Source organism: Paenirhodobacter sp. (assembly GCF_041916475.1).
Lineage (GTDB): Bacteria > Pseudomonadota > Alphaproteobacteria > Rhodobacterales > Rhodobacteraceae > Rhodobacter.
In genome coordinates, this window is the sequence record NZ_JAYRZN010000055.1 from 1 (window position 1) to 15619 (window position 15619).

Annotated in this window: 17 protein-coding genes and 1 pseudogene; 3 read left to right on the forward strand and 15 right to left on the reverse strand. The window is 66.6% G+C overall.

Features of this window, described 5'->3' with window-relative positions; translation table 11 throughout:
- Window positions 1–106, forward strand: a pseudogene (locus tag ACOMG5_RS16285) (bifunctional methylenetetrahydrofolate dehydrogenase/methenyltetrahydrofolate cyclohydrolase); the annotation flags it as partial.
- 58 nt (window positions 107–164) lie between these two features.
- Window positions 165–980 carry a LytTR family DNA-binding domain-containing protein gene (locus ACOMG5_RS16290; RefSeq protein ID WP_420344845.1) on the forward strand — a complete coding sequence of 272 codons (816 nt, stop codon included), beginning with the start codon at window positions 165–167 and terminating at the stop codon, window positions 978–980.
- Here ACOMG5_RS16290 and ACOMG5_RS16295 read toward each other — a convergent pair whose 3' ends face one another.
- The 13 genes from ACOMG5_RS16295 to ACOMG5_RS16355 all read right to left on the reverse strand — a co-directional run bounded on the left by ACOMG5_RS16295 (window position 981) and on the right by ACOMG5_RS16355 (window position 12670).
- Window positions 981–2291 carry an ATPase gene (locus tag ACOMG5_RS16295; protein ID WP_420344846.1) on the reverse strand — a complete coding sequence of 437 codons (1311 nt, stop codon included), beginning with the start codon at window positions 2289–2291 and terminating at the stop codon, window positions 981–983.
- Window positions 2292–2355: 64 nt separating this feature from the next.
- A complete protein-coding gene (locus ACOMG5_RS16300; protein WP_420344847.1) occupies window positions 2356–2835 on the reverse strand; it encodes a prepilin peptidase in 480 nt (159 codons plus the stop codon).
- A 1-nt stretch (window position 2836) separates the two neighbouring features.
- On the reverse strand, window positions 2837–3670 hold the full coding sequence (locus tag ACOMG5_RS16305; RefSeq protein ID WP_420344848.1) for a tetratricopeptide repeat protein: 834 nt from the start codon (window positions 3668–3670) through the stop codon (window positions 2837–2839).
- 20 nt (window positions 3671–3690) lie between these two features.
- Window positions 3691–4242: a tetratricopeptide repeat protein gene (locus ACOMG5_RS16310; protein ID WP_420344860.1), complete on the reverse strand. Its 552-nt coding sequence runs from the start codon at window positions 4240–4242 to the stop codon at window positions 3691–3693.
- Window positions 4243–4251: 9 nt separating this feature from the next.
- Window positions 4252–5184, reverse strand: a complete 933-nt coding sequence (locus ACOMG5_RS16315) for a type II secretion system F family protein (protein ID WP_420344849.1) — start codon at window positions 5182–5184, stop codon at window positions 4252–4254.
- A 9-nt stretch (window positions 5185–5193) separates the two neighbouring features.
- On the reverse strand, window positions 5194–6147 hold the full coding sequence (locus tag ACOMG5_RS16320) for a type II secretion system F family protein (RefSeq protein WP_420344850.1): 954 nt from the start codon (window positions 6145–6147) through the stop codon (window positions 5194–5196).
- A gap of 3 nt (window positions 6148–6150) precedes the next feature.
- Window positions 6151–7596: a CpaF family protein gene (locus ACOMG5_RS16325; RefSeq protein WP_420344851.1), complete on the reverse strand. Its 1446-nt coding sequence runs from the start codon at window positions 7594–7596 to the stop codon at window positions 6151–6153.
- Window positions 7597–7604: 8 nt separating this feature from the next.
- The gene (locus ACOMG5_RS16330) at window positions 7605–8903 is read right to left on the reverse strand and encodes an AAA family ATPase (RefSeq protein WP_420344852.1); all 1299 of its coding nucleotides are present in this window, start codon (window positions 8901–8903) and stop codon (window positions 7605–7607) included.
- Between the two features lie 124 nt (window positions 8904–9027).
- Window positions 9028–9666, reverse strand: coding sequence for an OmpA family protein (locus ACOMG5_RS16335; RefSeq protein WP_420344853.1), 639 nt, complete (start codon window positions 9664–9666; stop codon window positions 9028–9030).
- 11 nt (window positions 9667–9677) lie between these two features.
- The gene (locus ACOMG5_RS16340; RefSeq protein ID WP_420344854.1) at window positions 9678–11042 is read right to left on the reverse strand and encodes a type II and III secretion system protein family protein; all 1365 of its coding nucleotides are present in this window, start codon (window positions 11040–11042) and stop codon (window positions 9678–9680) included.
- Between the two features lie 170 nt (window positions 11043–11212).
- The gene (gene cpaB / locus ACOMG5_RS16345) at window positions 11213–12076 is read right to left on the reverse strand and encodes a Flp pilus assembly protein CpaB (protein ID WP_420344855.1); all 864 of its coding nucleotides are present in this window, start codon (window positions 12074–12076) and stop codon (window positions 11213–11215) included.
- Window positions 12077–12097: 21 nt separating this feature from the next.
- Window positions 12098–12298 carry a hypothetical protein gene (locus ACOMG5_RS16350; RefSeq protein WP_420344856.1) on the reverse strand — a complete coding sequence of 67 codons (201 nt, stop codon included), beginning with the start codon at window positions 12296–12298 and terminating at the stop codon, window positions 12098–12100.
- 150 nt (window positions 12299–12448) lie between these two features.
- Entirely contained in the window at window positions 12449–12670 is a 222-nt protein-coding gene (locus tag ACOMG5_RS16355) for a hypothetical protein (protein ID WP_420344857.1), read from the reverse strand.
- 274 nt (window positions 12671–12944) lie between these two features.
- On the opposite strand from ACOMG5_RS16355, the gene ACOMG5_RS16360 reads away from it, so the two are divergent.
- Complete coding sequence (locus ACOMG5_RS16360) at window positions 12945–13814, forward strand: lytic transglycosylase domain-containing protein (protein ID WP_420344861.1); 870 nt, start codon at window positions 12945–12947, stop codon at window positions 13812–13814.
- A 548-nt stretch (window positions 13815–14362) separates the two neighbouring features.
- Here the strand turns inward: ACOMG5_RS16360 and ACOMG5_RS16365 are convergent.
- Both ACOMG5_RS16365 and ACOMG5_RS16370 read right to left on the reverse strand, forming a co-directional pair.
- A complete protein-coding gene (locus ACOMG5_RS16365) occupies window positions 14363–14989 on the reverse strand; it encodes a 3-oxoacid CoA-transferase subunit B (RefSeq protein WP_420344858.1) in 627 nt (208 codons plus the stop codon).
- A gap of 3 nt (window positions 14990–14992) precedes the next feature.
- The coding region (locus ACOMG5_RS16370; RefSeq protein WP_420344859.1) for a CoA transferase subunit A at window positions 14993–15619 on the reverse strand (627 nt) is incomplete at its 5' end.

Here is a 15619-nt window from a genome sequence, read left to right on the forward strand (position 1 = left end):
GCCGGGGGGCGTGGGCCCGATGACCATCGCCTGCCTGCTGGCCAATACCCTCACCGCCTGCTGCCGCGCCAACAACCTCCCCGAACCAGAGGGCCTCACCGCCTGAGACCCTTGCGCACTGGACATTCGCCGCATCTGCAGGTTGAGTGGTATCATATACTGCGATGCGGATTGAGGTTTACTTGAAGGGGCAGGGGCAGACGATCCAAGGGTTCATCCGGGCTGTGGCGGATGCGCTTGCCGCGCCGCTATATCCGGTCATCTGGGTCGTCGGCACTATTCTGTGTGTCATGTCCGGTCCGTTCGGAACCGGGGCGGCGCTCGATCTCGCGGGGCGGAGCCTCTACTGGAGCGTGACCGTGGGCCTGAGCGTTCTGCTTGGCGCGGCCGCGCGCGAACTCCTGCGCCCGCTTCCGGCCCTGCGGCCGCGGATTCGGTTCGAGTTTGCGGTGGCGCTGCTGATGACGGTGCTGCTCGGGCCGATTCTGGCCTGGCTCACGGATGCCGTCCTCGGCCCGGCGCAGACCGGGCCCGGCCTGGGGCGGATGACTCTCTATGTGCTGGTGACCAGTCTGGTGATCGCCTCGGTCCTGTCGGCGATCCCGCAGCCGGCCGCGTCGGAGCGGAGCGCGCCGGAGGCATCCGGTCCGCGGCTGCTGCAACGCCTGAGCGAGGAGTTGCGCGCGCCGATCGTCAAGATGCAGGTCCGCGACCACTATGTCGAAGTCACCACCCGTAAGGGCGTGGGGATGGTGCTGATGCGCTTCGGCGATGCTCTGGCCGAGGTCGAGGGGAGAGATGGGATACAGGTTCACCGCTCGCACTGGGTCGCGCGCGAAGCGATGGTGGCGACGGTTCGCTATGGCAACCGGACCCTGCTGATGCTGCGCGACGGAAGCGCGATCCCGGTCTCGCGGACCTATCTCCCGGCCGTTTCCGAACTGGAGCTGGAAGAGAGGGATGCCGCCGCGGCAGAGTGATCAGTGCTCGATCGCGGCTTCGGTGACGAACAGGTTCTCCCAGGCGCGGTCGACCAGCTCGATGCTCATGCGCGGCGGCAGCCCCTCGAAATCGCAGATCGACAACATCTGATCGATGAGAAACATCGGCTGATAGCTCGCGTAGACATCGCCGATGGACGGGTATTTCACCGTCAGCAGATGGCGGAGCGCAGCTTCGTCGAGGGCCAGACCCTGGCGCCGGGCGGCGGCGTCGAATATGCGCAGGTAATCGCTGCGATCGGGGCCGTCGATGCGGATCTTGTACAGGATCCGGCGCAGGGCCGCCTTGTCGAAGATCTGGTTCGGGTGGAAATTGGTGGAGAAGATCACCAGCGTGTCGAAGGGGACTTCGAATTTTTCGCCAGACTGCAGGGCGAGAATATCGCGGCCTTCTTCCAGCGGAACGATCCAGCGGTTCACGATCTTCTGCGGCGGCTCGGCCTGCCGCCCGAGGTCGTCGATGATGAATATTCCGCCGGCCGCCTTCATCTGCAGCGGCGCGGAATAGGTGCGGGCCACGGGATTGTAGGTCAGGTCCAGCATGTCGAGGGTGAGCTCGCCGCCCGTCACCACCGTCGGGCGGCGGCAGAGTTGGTAGCGTTGGTCGGCGCGATGGGCGGGATGGCGCAGCGCCGAGGGGCTCATTTCCGGCTGCGCGACAAGGCGGTGGATGACCGGATCGTAGACGGTGATGATCTGTCCGGCATGGCTGACCGCGCGCGGGATATGGATCTGGTCGCCGAGCGCGTCGCGGATCCCGTTGGAGATGGAGCTTTTGCCGTTGCCGGGGGGGCCATAGAGCAGGATAGACCGGCCGGAGCCGGCCGCCGGGCCCAGCTGGTCAATCAGGCCGCCGGGCAGGATCAGCTGCCCCATTGCCTGTTCCAGCCGCTGCCGGGTCATGCGGATCCTGCGGACCGACTGCATGGCGACCTGCTCGCGCCAGGCCGACAGCGGCACCGGAACCGCGCCGTAATATTCGGACTGCGCCAGCGCATCCAGCGCGCGGCAGCGGCCATTCTCCGTCAGCCGGTAGGCCATTTCCGGCCCGGAATTGGCATGCAGCGTGCCAGTGGCCTCGATCAGCGCCTGCACCCGGCACAGCTCGATCATTTCCTGCGTCAGGTTGCGCGGGATGCACAGCAGCTGCGCAAGCGCCGTGGCGGTATCGGTATTGGTCCGGAACATCGTTTTCAGCAGAAGGTCGCGCACCGTCACCATGCTGATCCCGATCTCTTCGAGCGTGCGGGGCGGGGTGGGGGCGATGATGCCCTGGGCAATCATGTTCATCGGAACTGTCCTGCGCTGTTTGATGCAGGCTGCCCGCCGATTGTGGCAAAAAAGCGGAAAAGTCTTAAGAAATCATGGCTAACGCCAGCCAGGACCACAGCGTCGCCGCAAGCGCGATGCCGAGCGGGAAGTCGGGGCGGGTCCAGCTCACCCAATCGGGCGAGAGGCGGCGCAGGGCGGGCAGGGCGCGCGCCATCCGGTGCATGGCGAAGCCCGCCAGGGTGAAGGCCGCAAGCAACAGAACCGCAAGCCGGATCCCCTCGGGGCTGGCCGCGATGAAGGGGGCGGCGGCGGCGGCGAATTTGGCGTCTCCGGCGCCGAAATGCGCGATCAGATGCAGCACGACCCCCACCGCCAGCACCACCGCGAGGTGGCTCCAGCGCCAGAGCCACTCCTGCCAGGGCAGCACGAGCGGCCCCGCCAGCGCAAAGACGGCGATCAGCGCCAGCACGGCGGCATTGCGGATCTTCATGTATTTCAGGTCGGTGAAGATCACCCAGCCGCAGATGGGCGTGACCAGCGCCAGGAAGACCGCGGGCGCCATCTCAGCCGCGCTTGGCATCGAGCGCATCGAGCGCGCGCTGCGCCTCGTCGAAATAGACGGGCGAGGTATCGACGGCATCTTGCAGCAGGCCGCGGCCGATGGTGACATCGCCCTGCTTGATCGCCGAAAGCCCCGCCGTATAGAGCAGCTTCGACCGCTCGGTCTGGGTCATTTCGATGATCGGCAGCTCGTATTTGCGCTGCGCCGCGCGGGCCAGGACCAGGTTGTTCTTGGCGGTGAAATTGTCGGGGTCATAGGTCAGCGCCTGGCCGAACAGCTTCTCCGCCGCGCCCGGCTCGCCGCGGGTCAGCTTGGAAAAGCCCCAGTTGTTGAGCACGCCCGCGGGCCGGGTGGTCAGGCCCACGGCGGTTTCGTAGAAGGAATCCGCCCGCGCCCATTGCCGGTTGGAATCGGCCACCATCGCCTCGATCCGGTAGCGATCGAAGGTCTCATGCGTGGGCGGCACGCTCGCCAGCGTCGCCTGCGCGGCCTTCCAGTCGCCCGCCCGGATCTCCGCCTCGGCCATCGAGACCTTGTCGTCATTGGTGACGCCCGGCATGGTCATCACCTTCTGCCAGACCTTCACCCCCTGCTCGGGCTGGCCATTGCGCACCAGAGACTTGGCGAGGCCCCGCTGCAGATCGATCCGGTCCGGCTGCTCGGTGGTGACGCGGGTGAAATAGCTGACTGCCTCGCGCGGGTCGGCGACGGTCTGCATGATATCGGCCATGTTGTTGCGGTCGATCTCGCCCGCCGCTTCCAGGGCTTTCTTTGCCTGCCTGTCTCCGCCGCAGGCGCATAGCGCCAGCAACAGCAGCAGAACGGTCTGACGCATCTTCGGTCCTCGCTCGGGCCTCATTGCCGGGTCAGCAACAGGTAGTCTCCGGCACCCCTGCGGACCAGCTTGAACGGCTCTTCCTGAACCGGATCGTAGGGGGGGCGCTCCATTTTCGCCAGCGCGAGCTTCAGGTTTTCGCGGATCGCGTCCGATCGGCCACTGTCGAGCGCGAAGGCCGTCTGGAACACGCGCGAGGCCTCGGCATATTTGCCCCGCTCCATGAGTACGACGCCGAGATTGTTCCAGGCCGGCACGAAGCGCTCGTCGGCCTCGATCGCGCGGCGCAGCGCCTGCTCGGCCTGATTGAGGCGGCCGAGCTTCAGATCGGCCGAGCCGATCGCGGAGAGCACGTCGACGCTGATGCCGTCCTGCGCTGCGGCGCGGTAATAGGCCTTCAGCGCCAGTTCGTATTCGCCCGCCGCCATCAGCCTGTGCCCGACGATCAGGCCATCGGCGCCATCGCCCTGTGCGGGGCCGGGGGCGAAGGGGCTGTCTTGCCGCGCGGACAAGCCGCCCGAGCAGGCGGCCAGAGCCGATATCAGGAGCGCGCCGAGGTGGCCGCGCAGCAGGTTCTTCATTTATTGCACGCCGAGCTTCGCGAAGTTCTCGATCATAGCATGCACCGAGGGGCCGACAAGAATGATCAGGAGCGGCGGCACGGTGAACATCATCGTGCCGAGGGTCATCTTGGTCGGGATCTTGTTCGCGGCCTCCTCGGCCCGCATCACGCGTTTGTCGCGCATGTCGGCGGCATAGAGGCGCAGCGCCTCGCCGATGGAGGTGCCAAACTGCTGGCTCTGGATCATCACCGTCACGAAAGACATCACATCGGCGACCCCGGTACGGGCGGCGAAATTGCGCAGGACCGTCGGTTTGTCGAGGCCGGCCTTGATCTCATGGGCCACGGTTTCCAGCTCCTCGGCCAGAACAGGGCAGGAGTCGGCCAGCTCCCCGGAGACCCGCACGATGGCCTGATCGAGGGATTGCCCGGCCTCGACGCAGACCAGAAGCATGTCCAGCGCATCCGGAAAACCATCCTGGATCTGCTGGATGCGGGCCTTCACCCGGCTTTCCACCCAGCGACGCGGCGCGTAGTAGCCGAACAGGCCGGGGCCGAGGACGTAGCCGATCTGCTGCGCCTGCCCGAGCGGCGCGCCACCCGCGCGCAGCGCCATCACATAGAGCAGGCCAAGGAGCAGCAGGCCCACGCCCAGGCCGAACTGGACCGCGTGGAAGCTGCGCACCGCATTGGGGCTGCGGTAGCCTGCGCGTTGGAGCCAGGCCCTGGAGGCAGAAAGTTCGGCCTCGCTCTTGGGCTCCAGAAACCCCGCGTAGCGTTCGAGACGATCGGATTTGACCTCACTGCGCAGGGCTTTGCTCTCGGTCTTGGGGGCCACCTTGGGGCGCAGCCGGTCCAGCGGATCGGGGCGCGGACGCAGCAGCACCAGCGCCAGCCCGACCAACCCGAGCCCGAGCCCCCCGAGAATGATGATCGGCATCAGCCCAGTCATGGTGCCTCCTCAGACCCGGATCGTGGTCATGATCTTCATGAACAGCACATTCGCGCCGAGCAGGCCGAAGACCAGAAGCGCTACCGGTATGAACGCGGGGGTGGATTTCACATCGTCGTAGAAATCGGGGGCGAAGATCAGGATCAGGCCCAGAATCACCAGCGGGAAGGCGGAGAGGAAGATCCCCGACCAGCGCGGCTCGGCGGTGATGGCCGACACCCGGCGAAACAGACGGAAACGGGCGCGGATCACCTTGGCCAGCCCTTCGAGGACTTCGGCGAGATTGCCGCCGGAGTTTTGCTGGATGGAGACGGCGACTGCGAGGAAGCGCATGTCCTGCATGTCCAGCCGCTCCGCCAGATCGCGCAGGCTGTCGGCGATGTTGCGGCCATAGGCGGCCTCGTCGGCCACGATCCCGAATTCGGAGCCGAGGGGATCGGGCAGCTCGCGCGCCACGGTCTGGATTGCGGAGGTGAAGGGATGGCCCACGCGCAGCGCCCGCACGATCAGCTCCACTGCATCGGGGAGCTGCTCCTCCGCGAGCTTCATCCGCTTCGCGGCCCGCTGCGAAACCCAGAGATAGACCGCCCCCACACCCATTGCCGCGGCGAGCGTCAGGCGCATCGGCAGCGGCGTCTGTGTGGCCACCGACATCAGCGCGAAGGCCGTGGCGGACAGCCCCGCCATCACCAGCATCAGGGCACGCGGCGAAAAGGCGATATTGGCCTTCTGCGCCTTGGTCGCGAAGACCGCATAGAACGGGACGCGGCGCGCGGCCCGGTGCTGCGCACTTTCCTTGCGCAGCTGTTCGAGGACTTCGGCCCGCCCGCCATCGGCCAGCAGGGCGAGGCGGCGGTTCATCCGGCGGTCGAGCGTGATCGATTTGCCGAAGGCCAGCAGGTAGATCCCCTGCACCAGTAGCAGCACCGCGAGGAAGATCAGCAGATAGAGAAGCGCACCCATGGCCTACTCCGCCGGGTCATAGATGCTGGGCGGCAGGTCATAGCCCCATTGCCGGAAACGCTCCGAGTAATGCGACCGCACGCCGGTTGCGGTGAACCGCCCGACGATGTTGCCATCGGGCGCGACGCCCAGCCGGTCGTAGCGGAAGATCTCCTGCATGGAGATGATCTCTCCCTCCATCCCGGTGATTTCGGTGATGGAAACCATCCGGCGCGAACCGTCCTGCAGCCGGCTGGCCTGGACGATCAGGTTCACGGCGGAGGCGATCTGCTCGCGCACGGCCTTCAGCGGCATTTCGATCCCGGCCATCGCGACCATGTTTTCGAGCCGCGAGATGCCGTCGCGCGCCGAGTTCGCGTGGATCGTGGTCATCGATCCGTCATGGCCGGTGTTCATCGCCTGCAGCATGTCGATCACCTCGTCGCCGCGGGTTTCCCCGACGATGATCCGGTCCGGACGCATCCGCAGCGCATTGCGCAAGCAGTCGCGCTGCGACACCGCGCCCTTGCCCTCCACGTTGGCCGGGCGGCTTTCCATCCGGCCGACATGGGACTGCTGCAATTGCAGCTCCGCAGTATCCTCGATCGTCAGGATACGCTCGGAATTGTCGATGAAGCTTGATAGCGCATTGAGCGTGGTGGTCTTGCCCGAGCCGGTCCCGCCCGAGACGATAATGTTCAGCCGCGTCGCCACTGCCGCCTGCAGATAGGCCGCCATATCCTGGGTGAAGGCGCCGTAACGCACCAGATCGGCGATGCCGAGCTTGTCCTTCTTGAACTTGCGGATCGAAACCAGCGCGCCATCCACCGCGATGGGCGACACCATGGCGTTGAAGCGCGAGCCATCCGCCAGACGCGCGTCGACATAGGGCGTGGATTCATCGACACGCCGGCCCACCGCCGAGACGATCTTGTCGATGATGCGCAGGAGGTGCTTCTCGTCCTTGAAGGTCGTGTCGGTGAGCGTCAGGCGCCCGCCACGCTCCACAAACACTTGCGTCGGGCCGTTGACAAGAATGTCGGATACGGTTTCGTCCTGCAGCAAGGGCTCCAGCGGGCCGAGGCCCATCACCTCGTCATGCAGCTCCTGGAACAGGACCTGCCGCTCGGCCGCGTTCAGCGCGACCGACATCTCTGTCAGAGCCTCGTTCGAGATGGCGGCGATTTCGGATTTGAGCTCGGTCTCGCTCGCCTTTTCCAGCGCGGCCAGATTGAGGTTCTCGAGCAGGCGCTTGTGCAGCTCCACCTTCAGCTCGGCCATCCGCGCCTTGCGTTTGCGGTCCTTGTCGGAGGGGGCGGCGGGGCGCAGGGGCTCGGGTGTCTGCGGCATCGGCGCCATGGGGGCAATCGGCAGCACCGGCGCAATCGGCAGCGGGGCCATAGCGGCATCGGGGCGCCGGGGCGGGGCCTCGGGCTGTCCGGCGGCGGGTTTCTTGTAGCGCGAGAACATGCCGCTTCTCAGCCCACTACCGCGCGGCTTTGCGCCGCGATCGCCCGGGCGAGCTTCTGGATTTCGCGGCGCAGCGGTGCGCGCGGGGCGGCCTTGGCCAGAACTTCGGCCTGGTCATTCGCGGAGGTGACCCCGGCGCCCCCATTGCAAAGCTGCACCTCCAGCGCAATACCGAGGTTTTCCGCCAGCCGCTTCACCCGGCCGCGCCCGGCGAAGTCGGTGAATTTCGGGGCCCGGTTCAGCACGAAATGCAGCTTCTCCACCGGCAGGTTTTCGGCCTGGAGCGCGCGGATCATCCGCAAGCTATTCTGCGCGGAGCGCATCTCCATCTCGACGAGCGCGTAATAGCCCTGCACCTGATTCAGAATGGCCTCGGTCCAGGCCACCACGGCCTGCGGCATGTCGATGATCACATAATCGAATTGCGCGCGGGCCTGATCGAGCAGGCGCAGAACATCTTCGGTCCCGAGGAAATCGAGGGGCAGCATATCGGCAGGGCCGGTGAGCACATGCAGCCGGTCGCGGTAGGTCATCAATGCCTGGCCGAAGCTTTCGGCATCCATACGGGCGGTATCCGAGAGAAGTTCGAAGATGAGTTCGCGGCGGGGCAGGTCCAGATAGGTGGCGATGGCGCCGAACTGGAGATCGAGGTCGATCAGGCAGACGCGCGGCGGCGTCTGGACCTGCTTGCGCTTCTGCTCCGGATTGGCCAGCTCCCAGGCGAGATTCACCGCGAAAGTGGTGGCGCCCACGCCGCCCGCCATCCCGTGCACCGCAATCACCGCGGCATTGCGCTGAGACATCACCGGATGCGACAGCGCCGCCATTTGCAGGCCGGTACCGGGCAGCACGAAGCCGGGGATCGCCGCTGCGGGAGCGGCGGTTTCGGCAGGGGCGGGATCGAGCCGGGCGAGCGCCTCGCGCAACGCGCCTTCGGGCAGGGGATAGGGCACGAAATCATCCGCGCCCGCCCGCAGCAGGCCATGCAGAGAGGCCGGGCGCAGGTTTTCCGCCACCAGCAGCACGCGGACCCCCTGCGCTTTGGCCGCGGAGACCACGGAGGCCGCCTGCGCCAGAACCGCATCGGTTTCATCGGCGCTGTCGAGGGCGAGCACGACATAATCGACGGAGCGCGGGCGCGCATGCCGCAGGAAGCGCCCGGCCTCCTCAAAGGTCAGGTCGCACCAGGCGTCGCCCAGCACTGCCTCCATGTCTTCGGCCAGAAGGGAAAAATCCCACAGGTCGCGCGAGACGGCGCAGGCCTGAATTGGGGCCGGGTCATGGCTTTTCGCAACCGCCGCGGTCATCGTGCACGTCCTTTCTGGACGCCCATCTGTCCGGACAGGATAGGCGCCGTTGCCGGACAGCATTCACGATGATTCGGGCAACATTGGGGCCGCGGCGCCCCAATTGAGCAGGTCTGATGGACTGTCAGTTCCCGGAGTTCAGCTCGCCGGTGCCCGCCGTCGTCTGGTTCGCGAGGCCGACGAGCGGCAGGGTCGTGGCGCCGGTGATATATTCGCGGAAGATCACTTCCGCATATTTGCCGTTCAGCGGCTCGCCCGCGCTTTTGACGAGGCCGGAGACCTCGGTGACGGTACGGCGGTTCTGCGCATTCGGGCCGGGGGTATAGACCAGCGGCTGGGTCTTGCCGAAGGAGACGACGGCCTCCAGCCGGGCGCGCGAGACGCCCTGCGCCGAGAGATAGGCCACGACCGCCTGCGCGCGGCGCAGCCCGAGCGCCTTGTTGTAGCCATCCGACCCGACAAGATCTGTGTGGCCATAGACGCGGAAGCGGATTTCCGGATATTGCCGGATCCATTGCGCCTGCTGGCGCAGGGCGGCTTGCGCCGGGGCATCCAGTGTGGCGGAATTGAAGGCGAAATGCACGGTATTGGGCACTTCGGACGCGAATTTCCGCGTCATCCCGATCGCGAAGTCGCGTGGGCTCATCATCGCGAGGTTGTTTTGCTGCGTCGAGCTGCCGAAGCCGCTTTCGGGATCGGTTCCCGCTTCGCCCGCGCAGCCTGCGAGGGCCACAATCGCCAGAATTGCCGCAATGCGTTTCATCGCCGCCCCCGTCATTCCATCACATAGCCATAAGAACCGGAGATGTTCTGCTTCGCCACTTCGGCGGCAGGGCCGCTTTTCGGGGCGCGGCCGGAGGTGCGGCCAAACAGGAACAGATCGGATTCCGAGGGCAGCCGCACCCGATCCGTCGGCAGCGCCAGCGCCTCGCCCCGCGTGGGCGAGACCAGATGCGGCGTGACGATGATGACGAGCTCGGACTGGCGCCGCTCGTAGGACGATGACCGGAACAGCGCGCCGAGGATCGGCACATCGCCGAGCCAGGGGATCTGGCTGTTCAGGTCGTTGAAATCGTCCTGCAGCAGGCCCGCACTGGCAAAGTTCTCGCCATCGCGCATTTCCACCGTGGTCGAGGTCTCGCGGCGCTTGAAGGCATTCACGGAAAAGCCGCCGTTGGTCATGGTCACGGTGGTGTCGATCGCCGAAACCGATGCCGCGATTTCCAGGTTCACGGTATTGTTGTCCAGCACGCGCGGGATGAAGGCCATTTCCACGCCGAACGGCTTGTACTGCACGGTGACGCCGTTGTCCGAGCCGTTGTAGACCGGGACGGGATATTCACCACCCGCCAGGAATTTCGCCTGCTGGCCGGACAGGGCGGTCAGGTTCGGTTCGGCCAGCGTGCGCACGACACCTTTGGATTCCAGGGCCTCCAGCAGCACGCCGAATTCGAAATTGCCGCGGCCAAGGTTGAAGCCGAGGCTGCCGCCCCCGAGGCTTTTGCCGGTGTTGCCGAGGCTGGTGCTGGAATTGCCGCGCGCGACGCCGATGTTGATGCTCGACGACAGGTCCTTCGCGACCGAGCGCTGCATTTCCGCGAAGCGGATCTTCAGCATCACCTGCTGCGTGCCGCCGACCGACATCAGGTTCGAGACCCGGTCGCCGGCGTATCGCTTCGCGAGATCCAGCGCGCGGTCCAGCTTCAGGGTGGAGGAGACCGTGCCGGAGAGCACGATGCCGTCATTCGCGGTGCGGACCTCAATCGTCTCGCCGGGCAGGATCTGGCGCAGCCGCTCCTTGAATTCGCCGATGTCGGGGGTCACCTGCACCTCGACATTCGACATCAGCTTGCCGTCCGGCCCGAGGATCGTCAGCGTGGTGCGGCCAGGGAGCTTGCCCAGCACATAGATGGTGCGGTCCGACAGGGTGGTGATATCGGCGATGCCGGGGTTTGCGATCGACAGTTCGGAGAACGGCGCATCGCTTTCCACCACTACGGCACGGTTCATGGGGACCGCAAGCGGGTTCGATGCCGAGCCGGACATGATGCGCAGCGTTTCCGCGCCCGCCGGGGCCATGAACCCGAGCCCAAGACAACACGCCAGGGCGCAGGATTTCAGGAACCCTCTCCAAGTCATGCTGTCCTGCCTCTCCGATCACGCCGGTTCCGGATCTGTGCCCGGTTTCCGGTCTGGAAATTTTGCGTCTTTTTGTCAGAATGGCCGAGAAGGCCCTTCTTTGCAAGAAAATCCCGTTTCTTGAACGGGATGTCTCTGTCGCATTCGAACGGATTGTTGCCCTGTGGGGCTCAGTTCGTGCAGGGGATCTGGGTCTCGATCACATCGCCGCCCTTCCGCGTCCTGATCGTGCAGACCCGGGCGGGCGCGGCCGGCGCGGCGGCACGGACGGGCTGAATGCCGAGCAGATCGTTGCGATTGACCTCGATCGCGCCAATTTCGGAGGTGTCGTCCAGCCCGACGAGCGACAGGTTCAGCCGGCCGGTGGATTGCGCCAGCGTCAGCTCCGCCACCTGTTCGGGCGACACCTCCACCGTGACAGTGCGCACGGCCACCGCATCAGCGCTGCGCTCGGCATCCGCGTTCTGATCCACGGCGATCAGCCGCAGGTTCGTATCGATCAGCTTGGTCACGGGCTGATCGCTGATCGAGCCGGACCAGTACACATCGACCCGGTCGCCCGGGCGCAGGAAGCCCGATACACCAGAGGTCAGGTCCGCCTGAATGGTGAAGGCGCGCATGTTCGGGTTCAGGGCGGCCAGAATCCCCGCATCCACACCGGGCGCGGTGACCTTCGGGGCCAGCAGCGCCTCGTTCGGGGCATAGCTACGGCGGGTGGCGCGTGGCCGCGTCTCGCCCTCGGCAAAGACGGTATCGGCTGCGTCCTGCGCCCCGGTGATGGTGCGGAACGCCCCTTCGGGGACGCGGTCGGCCTGAACCTTGGCGATGGCCAGATCCTTCGCGGTGAAGCGTTCGCCGTATTTCAGCGCGCGGGAGACGACCACCACATCGGCGAGCGGCGGCATATCTGCCTGGCGCGCGAGAAGGGCGTTGCGCTCCGCTTCAAAAGCGCCGAACTGCCCGCGCGCGAGCTGCACGGCCAGGGCGGCCAGAGCCAAGCCGGCGGCGAAAACCAGGATGACGATGATGCGCATGATCGGTCCTTTCCGTCCGGCTCAGGGGGCGCCCGAATCGACCGAGCGCGCGCCGATGAAATCGGCGATCTTCTGGGCGAGGGGGGTGGAGGTGTTGAAAACCAGCGCCCCTGCGGCCATCCCCAGGGTCACCACGGTCGCGGTGATCACGACCCAGTCGATGGTGACGGCGCCATCCTCGGCGCGCAGCCGGCGGGCGATACGATCGGGAAGCTGCATCATGGGGGCTCCGTACCGAATTGTGGTCCGGCCATCCTGCACCGGCTTATGGGCGAAATTGCGGCGGGGCGGCATGAAAAACGGCCGCCGCCGGGGGCGGCCGTCATGCGCGGGTGGATGCGCGGAAATTATGTCGGTAGTGGCCGCCGCGGGTCACTCGCCCGACTTGGAGCCGCTGCCCGACGTGGAGCCAGACACGTTCTGGTTGCTCAGATAGGTGCCGATCTTGGTCGCCAGGCCCTGGGTGCTGGTACTGATCGAGGTCATCACGATCGCGCCGAGGGCTACGATCGCGGCGGTCAGCACAACCCAGTCGACGGTCACGGCGCCATCTTCCTCGGTACGGATCTTGCGGGCAATCTTGAAGAATTTCATCGATAACTCCTGTGGTTCCAACTGGTCCGCGGCGTCGTCTGAACTCTGTGCCCCGCGGCATGTGGCCATATGGCTCCCGAAAGGTGGCGGGATTTGGGCAGGTTCCCGGCGTTTTCACGAAGCGTTAACTCGCGCGGAGCCTCCCGTGGCCCATCTGCCGCAGCGGCGGCGGAAACGCCGGGCGGGGCTGGCCAGGCGGCCCGATTCGCCGAAATACTCGGGCCAATCGGGCGAAACGGGAACAGACCTGGACGGGGCGATGGCGCGCGGGCTGGTGCGGACAGTATACGGGATCTTGCTGGGGGCGGCATTTTGCGCCGCTTCTGGCGTATGGGCAGAAGAGGCGCCGGTTCCCGATGCGGCACCGGCTCCGGGCCCGACTGTCCAGCACTTCATGCCGAAGCGGGTCCTGCCGCCTGCGCCGGGCACCAAGAAATTCCTGACGATCCAGATCAACCCGGAGGAGCAGGCGGCCGGGCTTGCCGTCGTCGCGGCGGCGCCGTTTCCCTCGGTGCGCCGTTTTTGCGGGGGCGCGGTGCCGGGCGCTGCGCCATCGGCTTCCTATGCCTGGTATTGGGACGCCATCTCGCCGGCCATCGGGCAGCGCGACGGGCGGTTCCAGAAGGCGATCGACGCGCTGGCTTCGGGGCCGGGCGGCAAGGCCGTGCAGGGGCCGCGGCTTTCGCATCTGCAGGAAATCGCGGTGCGCCACGGCAGGGAGATCCTTGCGGCCACGATCGGGACCGAGGTCTCGCCCGCGCTGGTGCTGGCGGTGATCTCGACCGAATCCGCCGGGCGCGCCGATGCGGTTTCGCGCGCCGGGGCGGTCGGGCTGATGCAGCTGATCCCTGCGACCGCGGTCCGCTTCGCTGTGGATGACAGCACCGATCCCGCGGCCAATATCCGTGGCGGCGTGGCCTATCTGGACTGGCTGATGAAAGAGTTCGACCGCGATCCGCTGATGGTGATCGCGGCCTACAACGCCGGGGAAAACGCGGTGAAACGCAATGGCGGCGTGCCGCCCTATGCGGAAACCCGCGATTATGTGCCGAAGGTGCTGGCGGCCTGGCAGGTTGCCCGCGGTCTTTGTCTGAGCCCCCCGGAGCTTGTGTCTGACGGGTGTGTTTTTGCGTTCAGCGGCTGAGCTGCGGACGGCTTCGGTGGCGGGTGGGGGTTGTGGCGGATGCCTGCTCAGGTGGCTTGCGGGGGGCGCAGTCCTGTAGGCGCCGACAGGGCCCGGTTCTGTCGCACGCCCCCGGGGCTGGCCATTCTGCCGCGGAGGCCCGGATGTGCGGAGCTGGTTGCCGTTCTGGCCTCTGCTCGGGTGGGGTTCATGCCCGATGTCAGGGCCGTCGGCCCGGCCTTAGGGGGGGGGCGGCCATCGGGCGTTAACGAGCGCTATAGGGGCCTGAGAGGGGGCTTTGGGCTGGCCCTGTTGCCGGAGCCGGGTCATGCGGGGAGGTCCGGGCTCTGCTGTTGGGCCTGTGGTGGGGGTATGGGCGGTCCGGGCTGCGCTTGTGGTGCGGGTATGGGCAGTCCGGGCTCTGCCGTGAGGCCTGTGGTGGGCCATGGGGCCGGGCTCTGTCGTTGGGCCTTTGGGGCCGTGGGCCGGGCTCTGCTGCGGAGCCTGAGCGGAGCCTTGGGCCGGGCCCGCGGGCCCGGCCGTGCCGTGCGGGGCCGCGGCCCCTGCGGTCAGTCGACGAGGGTGGCCTCGGTCGCCGCGCGCAGCGCCTCCGCGCTCACGCCCTCGGCCAGCTCCACGATCCGCAAGCCCCCCGGCACCACATCGAGCACGCCCAAGTTCGAGATGATCCGGTTCACCACGCCCTTGCCCGTGAGCGGCAGCGTGCAGGCCTTCAGCACCTTCGATTCGCCGGCCTTGTTGGTGTGGTCCATCACCACCACCACCCGCTTCACCCCGGCCACGAGGTCCATCGCCCCGCCCATGCCCTTCACCAGCTTGCCCGGGATCATCCAGTTCGCGAGGTCCCCGTCCTGCGACACCTCCATCGCGCCCAGGATCGCCATCGCGATCTTGCCGCCGCGGATCATGCCGAAGCTCGTCGCGCTGTCGAAATAGGCGGTGTTGGGCAGCTCGGTGATGGTCTGCTTGCCGGCGTTGATCAGGTCCGGATCCTCCTCGCCCGCCCAGGGGAACGGGCCCATGCCCAGCATCCCGTTTTCCGATTGCAGCGTCACCGACACCCCCTCCGGGATGAAGTTCGGAACCAGCGTCGGGATCCCGATCCCGAGGTTCACATAGGTGCCGTTCTCCAGCTCCTGCGCGGCGCGCGCCGCCATCCGGTTGCGGTCCCACATGGCTCAGGCCTCCCTCTGGCGCACGGTGCGCTGTTCGATGCGTTTCTCGTGCGGGCCCTGGATCAGGCGGTGCACATAGATCCCCGGCAGGTGGATGTGGTCCGGGTCCAGGCTGCCCACCGGCACGATCTCCTCCACCTCCATCACGCAGACCCGCCCGCACATCGCCGCCGGCGGGTTGAAGTTGCGCGCCGTCTTGCGAAACACCGCATTGCCGGTCTCGTCCGCCTTCCAGGCCTTCACGATCGACACATCGGCCACGATCCCGCGCTCCAGCACATAGGTCTCGCCGTCGAACTCCTTCAGCTCCTTGCCCTCGGCCACCACCGTGCCGACGCCGGTCTTCGTATAGAACCCCGGGATGCCCGCGCCGCCCGCCCGCATCCGCTCCGCCAGCGTGCCCTGCGGGTTGAACTCCAGCTCCAGCTCGCCCGAGAGGTACTGGCGCATGAATTCCGCATTCTCGCCGACATAGGACGAGATCATCTTGCGGATCTGCCGCGTGTCCAGAAGCTTGCCGAGCCCGAACCCGTCGACCCCGCAATTGTTCGACGCGATCGTCAGATCCTTCACCCCGCTCGCCACCAGCGCATCGATCAGAAGCTCCGGGATCCCGCAAAGCCCGAACCC